The organism is Nostocoides jenkinsii Ben 74, assembly GCF_001046875.1.
Taxonomy (GTDB): domain Bacteria; phylum Actinomycetota; class Actinomycetes; order Actinomycetales; family Dermatophilaceae; genus Nostocoides_A; species Nostocoides_A jenkinsii.
Map to the genome: position 1 here is coordinate 3,675,623 of NZ_HF571038.1, position 7,901 is coordinate 3,683,523.

Here is a 7,901-nt window from a genome sequence, read left to right on the forward strand (position 1 = left end):
GCACGCGTTGCAAGGCGTGCTCAAGTCCGTAAGGCGTGCTCAAGTTGGACGGTCGGTCACGTTGGCGGTCGGTCACGTTGGCGGTCGGTCAAGTTGGCGGGCCACGGGGATGGGCCTACCCTCAGGCGACGTGAGCCAGCGACCCACACGACCCCGTTCGGCAACCCCGCCCCGCGCGCGCGGGCGGTCGGGGGACGCGGCGCGCCTCGCGGCATACACCGTCCTGCGCAGCGTCGCGGCGGGGGGCTATGCCAACCTCGAACTCCCCAAGGAGTTGCGTCGGCGCCACCTTCGCGGGCGGGACGCGGCCTTCGCGACCGAGTTGACGTATGGCGCGTGCCGCCTTTGCGGGTTCTATGACCCGGTCATCGCGCTGGCTGCCGATCGCCCGCTCGAGCGCCTCGACGAGGCCGTCCTCGACACGCTGCGGTTGGGGGCACACCAGCTTCTCGGTATGCGGGTGCCGGCCCACGCCGCCGCTGACGAGACCGTGGCGCTGGCTCGCCAGGTCAATGGGGCTGGGGCGGCCGGGCTGGTCAACGCCGTGATGCGGCGGATCAGCGAGGCGGATCGGGAGACCTGGCTCGCCCGCGTCGTGCCCACCGAACCGCTCACCGCAAGACTTGCCGTCGAGCAGTCGCACCCGGAGTGGATCGTCAAGGCGCTGCGGCAGGCGCTGATCGGGCACGGCGCGAGCACGGCGGGCACCGTCGACGAAGACCTGGAGCGCCTCCTCGCTGCCGACAATGCGGCGCCCGAACTGCACCTGGTGGCCCGCCCGGGGCTGATCGAAGTCGAGGAGCTGGTTCGGGCGGTCGAGTCCACGGCCGCGACGGCGGCCGCGCACCCCCACGTCCCGACGGCTGTCGTCCTTGATCATGGCGACCCGGGCGCGATTGCCGCGATCCGCGATGGCCGAGCGGCCGTTCAAGACGCCGGCTCGCAGGTCGTGGCCGCGGCGCTGGTTGCCACTCCGCGCACTGGGCCCGGCCACGCACCCGGCGGGCGGGAACGCTGGCTCGATCTGTGCGCCGGGCCGGGAGGCAAGGCCGGCCTGCTCGCGGCGCTGGCCGTGCGCCATGACGCGGATTTGGTTGCCAACGAGGTGGCGCCGCACCGCGCGACCCTGGTCGAGCAGACCTTGGCTGCCGCGATCGAGGCCGCCCGGGGGAGCGCAAGCCGGATCGAGGTGCGCACCGGAGATGGCCGACGCATCGGCGCGGAGGAGCCCGCGGCATACGACCGCATTTTGGTGGACGCGCCCTGCACCGGGTTGGGGGCGCTGCGGCGCCGCCCGGAGGCCCGCTGGCGTCGCACCACCGCCGATCTCGCGGCACTCGGGACGCTCCAGCGAGAACTCCTTGGCGGGGCCCTCCCGGCGCTCGCGCCCGGGGGGATCCTGGCCTATGCGACCTGCTCCCCACACCTGGCCGAAACGACCTTCGTGATCGCAGACGTGCTCAAGAAGCACCCCAATGTGCAGCAGATCGATGCGCGCGCGGCGGTCGCCGACGTCACGACGGGGTGGACCGAGGACTTGGGGCCCGGGCCCGGTGTCCAGTTGTGGCCGCACATTCACGGCACGGACGGGATGTTCTTCGCGCTGCTGCGCCGCGAAGGCTGAGTGCGTCGCTCGATAGGCTTCCGCGGTGCAGATTTCCCCGAGCATCCTGTCCGCTGACTTCGCCAACCTCGAATCCGAATTGGCGGCGATCGCGAGCGCCGACTGGGCGCATGTCGATGTCATGGACGGGCACTTCGTGCCGAATCTCACCCTCGGGCTGCCGGTCGTCGAGCGGCTGGCTCAGGTCAGCCCGGTCCCGATCGACACCCACCTGATGATCGAAGATCCCGATCGCTGGGCGCCGAGGTATGCCGAGGCGGGGGCTTCCTCGGTGACCTTCCATATCGAGGCAGCCGCGAATCCTGTTGCGCTGGCGCGGAATCTGCGGGCGGCGGGCGCGCGCGCCGCGATGGCAATAAAGCCGGGCACCGCCTTCGAGCCGTATGCCGATCTGCTCCCCGAACTCGACATGGTCCTGGTGATGACCGTCGAACCGGGCTTCGGGGGGCAGGCGTTCATGGCCGATCAGATGCCCAAGGTCCGGCAGGTGCGTGAGGCGGTGCGCCGGTTCGGCGGCGAAGTCTGGATCCAGGTCGACGGCGGGGTCTCGGCGCGCACGATCGAGCAGTGCGCTCACGCCGGCGCGGACGTCTTCGTCGCTGGATCGGCGGTCTACAACGCCGAGTCCGCGGCGGCGAATATCGCGCAGCTGCGTGCCCTTGTGGCCGGCCACGGGCACTAAGGCGACCCCCGGATGACGGAACTGATCGAGGAGACGGGCGGTGCGGCATACGTCCTGGAGAAGCGGCTCGTCGGTTCCGTGCGGATCGGCGCCGTCGTGCGCGGAGTGGAGTTCGAGGCGTGCACCTTCGAGGGCAATGTGCTCGCCGAGGCGCGGCTGCTGGGCTGCAGCTTCACCGAGTGCACCTTCGTCGGGGTTGATCTTGGGCGCGCCACGGTCACGGATTCGACCTTCCGGGAATGCCGTTTTGTGGAGTCGCGCCTCCTGGGCGTCAACTTTGGGCTCGCGCATGTGGGCGGGCTGTCCTCGGCCTTCGCTTTCGAGGGCTGCCGGCTCGATTACGCCAGCTTTCATGGACTGGCGCTGAGCGAGTCCACCTGGCGTGACTGTCGGCTGGTCGACGTCGACTTTGGCGAATGCGACTTGCGCAGAACGGATTTCGCTGGAAGCGAGCTCTCAGGTGCGGCCTTCGCCGGCGCTGACCTGCGCGACGCGTCCCTCGTCGGGGCGACGGGCTATGCGCTGGACGTACGCGAGGTCAAGGTCAAGGGGTTGCGCGTCGACGCCGCCGGGGCGGGTGGGTTGCTGGCACCCTTCGGGATCGTGGTCGCCTGACGGCGATCAGGTGGTCCGCTCGGCGTCGCTCAAGTGAGGCGTCGAATTGATCCGCACGGCGTTCGGCGAGTCCGGCCAGCGGGGATCCTCCTCCAAGAGGGTCACGGCGGTGTTGTCGATGGTGATCCACCCGCCGATGCGCTCGATCCGCAGGAACGCCATCAGCAGGTATTGCGTGAAGTGGCCGTGGGTGACCAATGCCAGCGTCGCATCGGCCGGATGCCGTTCGCGCACAGCGGCAATGGCCGCCTTGGCCCGGTCGAGAACGGCGTCGAGAAGTTCTACTTCACCGCGCCACCACCCCTGCTCGTCGACATCGTCAGCCAACTGCAGGCGCTCGGACAACGCGAGGAGTTCGCTGCGCGAGGCTCCGGGGTAGGGGGAGCGGTCGCCAGATTCCGCATCTTCCTCGAACGGCCCGGACGTCTCGAAAATGTCCAGCGGGTGTAGGGGCAGATCCAGCGCGTTGGCGATGGGCGCGGCCGTTTGAACGGCCCGCGTCATCAGGCTGGTGTAGATCGCGTCGATCCGCCACGGCAGGGCGCCATCGGCGATGGCGGCGGCCAGCCGGCGCGCCTGGTCGTGACCGCGATCGGTCAAAGGGGTGTCCGGGTGGCGGCCGACGGACGAGCCGGTTTGCTCCCAGATGACGTTGTTGCCGGACTGCCCGTGGCGAATGAGAACCAGACGCATTGCTCAGGCGCCTGCGTAGTAGGCAGTCAGGGCGGCTGCGAGGCGTCCCGGGTCGGCCGCGCCGGCCATTTCCCGAGTGGAGTGCATGCTCAGGAGCGGAAGGCCCACATCGCACATCAACACCCCGAGCCGAGCCGCCGTCATCGGACCGATGGTGCTTCCGCAGGCCACCGAGTTGTTGGAGACGAAGTGTTGGGTCGGCACGCCGGCCTCGGCGCAGGCACGCAACCATAGGGCGGTGCTCGCGCCGTCGGTGGTGTAGCGCAGGTTGGCGTTGTGCTTCAGCAGCGGTCCGCCGCCGAGAACCGGGCGGTGGTCGGGATCGTGCAAGCCCGCGTAGTTCGGGTGGATCGCGTGGCCCGCGTCGGCGGAGATGCACGAACTGCGGGCCAGCGCGCGTCGGAACCCATCGTCGTCGGCACCAATACCCCGCGCGATGCGCGTCAAGATGTCCTCCAGCAACGGTCCGCCGGCGCCGGAGCGTGACGCCGACCCGACTTCTTCGTGGTCGAAGCAGGCCAGGACCGTGACCTCGGCTGGATCCCCGGCCGCCAGCAGTGCCGTCATCCCGGCGTGGATCGACGACAAGTTGTCCAGGCGTGGTGAGGCAAAGAAGTCGCCTGTCGCGCCGAAGATCGTGGGCGCCTCGGTGGGGAAGCAGATCAGGTCATGTCCCGCGACCTCCTCCGGCTCGAGACCCGCCTCGTCGGCGATCAGCGCGAGGAGATCGAGTTCGGGTTGCCCAACCGCGAATAGGGGCTTTAAGTGCGCCTGGCGATCCAATTTGAGGGTCTCGGCGCCAGCACGGTCGAGGTGCGGCGCGACCTGCGGGACTCGAAGCCACGGGGGAGTCGCGACCAGATGGGGCGTCCCGTCGGTCGAGACCACGCGGCCGGCGATCCCGAGTTCCCGGTCGAGCCACTGGTTCGGGAGCGGACCGCCATACACCTCGACTGCGACCTGTTGGTAGCCGAACGCTCCCGTGGTCGGACTCGGTTTGAGTCGGAGCCCCGGTGAGTCGGTGTGGGCGCCGACCATCCGGAACGCCAGGGCGCTCGGGTCCGGTGACGACGGCACCCGCCAGGCCACGATCGCGCCGTCGCGCACGACGTAGTGCCCGCCCGGCGTCCCCTCGATCGGGTCGCGCTCGTCGTGACCGACGAAGCCGGCCTCGTCCAGTCGGGCGGCAACGGTGGCCGCCGCGTGGAACGAGGACGGGGAGGCGACGACAAAGGCGGCGAGGTCGTCGAGGTAGGGATCGGGCATACGCCTATTCTGCGCGCCCGGGTCCGTGCCCGCCCTCGCCCGGGCCCCAGGTTCGGGAGACTAGGGTAATGGGATTGGGCGGGAATCCGGCAAGGGGGAGCCCACGCGGGGTGGTAGGCGTGGGCAGGGGAGGCTGCGGCATACTGGGGTCACGTGCTCCGGGGTCGGTGTAATTCCGAACCGGTGGTGACAGTCCACGACCCGCTGGCAGCCAGTTAGCGGTTGACCTGGTGAAACTCCAGGACCGACGGTGAAAGTCCGGATGGTAGGCAGCACGTACGGCGGGTATGCCGTGGCCCACGTCCGCGTGGACCGCGCGGGTGCCCGGTGTGCAATGTCCCCGGAGTTCGTCCGTGCTCAATCGAACTCCCAAGGACGAACACCAATGATCACCACTCTCGCCGCCGCGGACGCCGCGACCGGCAACATCTTTCAGCGACTGATCGACTGGACCATCCCCGTCGGCTCCTATTCGGTCCACGGGCTCGAAGTCATCGGCATCCTCATCGGCTTCGCCTCGGCATACCTCGGGATGAAGCGCTGGGTCTGGGCCTGGCCGGTCGGGATCAGCGCCAACATCATCCTGTTCTTCGTCTACCTCGGCGCGCTCTTCGCCGCCGACGAGCGCATTCCGCTCTTCGGGCAGGCGGGCCGGCAGGTCTTCTTCATCGTCACGAGCATCTATGGCTGGTGGCGCTGGAACGAGAGCCGCAAGCGCCGCGGCGTCGACAACGCCGCCCCGGCCATCACGCCGCGCTGGGCGACCATCAAAGAGCGCTATGCCATAGTCGCGCTCTGGCTGCTCGGCACCGTCCTGGTGCACCAGATCTTCGTCGCGCTGTGGAATGCCGCACCGAATCCCTACTGGCAGCCGCAGTGGTGGTTCTACTGGTGCGACGCCTGGATCTTCGTCGGTTCGATCATCGCGACCTTCGCGATGGCGCGCGGCTGGAACGAGTTCTGGCTGGCCTGGATCGGCGTGGACCTCGTCGGCGTGCCCCTCGGCTTCGCCACGGACTACGTCCCGACAGCCGTGATGTACAGCTTCTACGGCATCTTCGTCCTCTACGGCTTCAGCCAGTGGGTCAAGGCCAGCCGGGCGTCGAGCTCGCCGGACCGCGTCGACGACCGCGTCACCGTCTAAGCGTCGCCGCTGGCATGGACGGGGGCGGGCCCGCTCGGCCCGCCCCCGTACTCTTGGTGCACGTGAAGAGCTTCGATCAGCTGTATGCCGAGTTGGCGCACAAGGCGGCCACCCGGCCCGCCGGGTCCGGGACCGTCGCGGCGCTGGACGCGGGCGTCCATACGATCGGCAAGAAGATCGTCGAAGAGGCGGCCGAGGTCTGGATGGCCGCCGAATACGAAGGCAAGGACAAGACGGCCGAGGAGATCAGCCAACTCCTGTATCACCTGCAAGTCCTCATGCTGGCCACCGGGCTCACTCCCGACGACGTCTACAGCTATCTCTAGGAACGACTTTCGTATGCTGCGCCTGGCCGTCCCCAACAAGGGCTCGCTCTCGGAGTCCGCCATCGACATGCTCCGGGAGGCGGGTTACCGCACCCGCCGCGATCCCAAGGAACTCGTGGTCGCCGATCCCGACAACGGGGTCGAGTTCTTCTACCTGCGCCCGCGCGATATCGCCGTCTACGTCGGGTCCGGGACCGTCGACGCCGGCATCACCGGCCGCGACCTGCTCCTGGACGCCGGCTCGGGCGCCGAGGAGGTCATGCCCTTGGGCTTCGGTGCCTCCACCTTCCGGTATGCCGCGCGCCCAGGCGAGATCGGGGACATCCCCTCGATCTCCTCCCGCCGCGTCGCGACGTCCTACCCGGAGTTAGTGCGCAAGCACCTGGCCCAGGTCGGGGTGCAGGCCGATGTCGTGCGCCTCGACGGTGCCGTGGAGACCGCGATCACCCTCGGCGTCGCCGACGTCATCGCCGACGTCGTTGAAACCGGGACCACCCTGCGCGCGCAGGGGTTGGCCCCGTTCGGGGAACCCATCCTGAAATCCGAGGCGGTCTTCATCCGGCGCCCCGGCACTCAGGAGATTGTTGCCGTGGAAACTGTTCGTCGGCGCCTGGTCGGGGTTGTCACCGCGCGGCACTATGTCTTGATGGACTACGACTGCCCGGCGGCACTGGTGGAGCAGGCGTGTGCGCTGACCCCGGGGTTGGAGTCGCCGACCGTGTCGTCACTGCAAAACCCCGACTGGGTCGCGGTGCGTTCCATGGTGCCGCGCGCGCAGACCAATCGCGTGATGGACCAGCTCTATGAGCTGGGCGCCCGGGCGATCCTCGTCACCAGCATCGCGGCCTGTCGGTTGTGACCACCGCGCCGCCGCCCGCCACCTCGCCCTCGGACGAGCCGTTCCGGCCGCGTCGTGGGCGACGTGTCGCGCAGATCGGCATTGTCGTGGCGGTGGTGCTCTTCGGTTTCGTGGCCGTGCTGATGCCCGGTGCCGATCAGGGCGGCAATTGGACGATCGTCGACCGCGTGCTCCTGTGGGGACTCGGCTGGGGGATGGCGCTGCTGCTTCAGCGCTACGTGCGCATCGGCGCGTGGCCGGGCCCGGATGCCCTGGTGATCCGCAACCTGTTCCTGACCCAGTCGGTGCCCTGGGCCGACATCGAGGACATCCGGTTCGGTGGGGGAGAGCCGTGGGTGAGTCTGGAACTCGTGTATGGCGAGAGTGTCGCCGTGATGGCGATCCAGCGGGCCGACGCGGCATACGGCATGAGCGAAGCGGAGCGACTGACGGCCCTGATTCGACGACATCAGGATTCGGGCGCTGTCGGCGCCCCTTGATAACGTCAAATGCGTCGGCGACCGCCGACACTCGCGCGGCCGCCGGTCGCGCGGGTCTGATCTGGAGGGGAATTTCCACATCACCATGTCAACGATTCGTCCGCTCATCATCGCCAGCGCAACAGCTGCGGGGCTCTTCGCCACGATCGCCCCGGCCTCGTCCGCGCCCAGCACCGACGCCGCGCCGCGGCCCGCCGGCATCGGCGTCCAGGT

The 7,901-nt window shown here is 69.0% G+C and carries 9 protein-coding genes and 1 riboswitch; of the genes, 7 read left to right on the forward strand and 2 right to left on the reverse strand.

What is annotated here, in order from left to right:
- Positions 1-109 precede the first annotated feature (109 nt).
- From BN13_RS17525 to BN13_RS17535, 3 genes are read left to right on the forward strand one after another with little or no spacing between them, the layout of a single operon-like run.
- Positions 110-1,624: an RsmB/NOP family class I SAM-dependent RNA methyltransferase gene (locus tag BN13_RS17525; RefSeq protein WP_048546374.1), complete on the forward strand. Its 1,515-nt coding sequence runs from the start codon at positions 110-112 to the stop codon at positions 1,622-1,624.
- Between the two features lie 25 nt (positions 1,625-1,649).
- The gene (gene rpe, locus BN13_RS17530) at positions 1,650-2,306 is read left to right on the forward strand and encodes a ribulose-phosphate 3-epimerase (RefSeq protein WP_048546376.1); all 657 of its coding nucleotides are present in this window, start codon (positions 1,650-1,652) and stop codon (positions 2,304-2,306) included.
- Between the two features lie 12 nt (positions 2,307-2,318).
- The gene (locus BN13_RS17535) at positions 2,319-2,921 is read left to right on the forward strand and encodes a pentapeptide repeat-containing protein (RefSeq protein WP_048546380.1); all 603 of its coding nucleotides are present in this window, start codon (positions 2,319-2,321) and stop codon (positions 2,919-2,921) included.
- A gap of 6 nt (positions 2,922-2,927) precedes the next feature.
- Here BN13_RS17535 and BN13_RS17540 read toward each other — a convergent pair whose 3' ends face one another.
- Together BN13_RS17540 and BN13_RS17545 are read right to left on the reverse strand one after the other, a co-directional pair.
- The gene (locus BN13_RS17540; RefSeq protein ID WP_048546382.1) at positions 2,928-3,614 is read right to left on the reverse strand and encodes a histidine phosphatase family protein; all 687 of its coding nucleotides are present in this window, start codon (positions 3,612-3,614) and stop codon (positions 2,928-2,930) included.
- 3 nt (positions 3,615-3,617) lie between these two features.
- Entirely contained in the window at positions 3,618-4,880 is a 1,263-nt protein-coding gene (locus tag BN13_RS17545) for a M18 family aminopeptidase (protein ID WP_048546383.1), read from the reverse strand.
- A gap of 149 nt (positions 4,881-5,029) precedes the next feature.
- Positions 5,030-5,160, forward strand: a riboswitch (FMN riboswitch).
- Between the two features lie 105 nt (positions 5,161-5,265).
- Between BN13_RS17545 and BN13_RS17550 the strand changes: the two genes are divergently transcribed.
- From BN13_RS17550 to BN13_RS17565, 4 genes are all read left to right on the forward strand, one after another.
- Positions 5,266-6,024, forward strand: coding sequence for a nicotinamide mononucleotide transporter family protein (locus tag BN13_RS17550; RefSeq protein WP_048546385.1), 759 nt, complete (start codon positions 5,266-5,268; stop codon positions 6,022-6,024).
- A gap of 62 nt (positions 6,025-6,086) precedes the next feature.
- A complete protein-coding gene (locus BN13_RS17555; RefSeq protein WP_048549049.1) occupies positions 6,087-6,350 on the forward strand; it encodes a phosphoribosyl-ATP diphosphatase in 264 nt (87 codons plus the stop codon).
- Between the two features lie 13 nt (positions 6,351-6,363).
- Positions 6,364-7,209 carry an ATP phosphoribosyltransferase gene (gene hisG / locus BN13_RS17560; protein ID WP_048546386.1) on the forward strand — a complete coding sequence of 282 codons (846 nt, stop codon included), beginning with the start codon at positions 6,364-6,366 and terminating at the stop codon, positions 7,207-7,209.
- Positions 7,206-7,688, forward strand: a complete 483-nt coding sequence (locus tag BN13_RS17565) for a PH domain-containing protein (RefSeq protein ID WP_048548520.1) — start codon at positions 7,206-7,208, stop codon at positions 7,686-7,688. The genes hisG and BN13_RS17565 overlap by 4 nt, the downstream gene beginning before the upstream one ends.
- Positions 7,689-7,901: the final 213 nt, after the last annotated feature.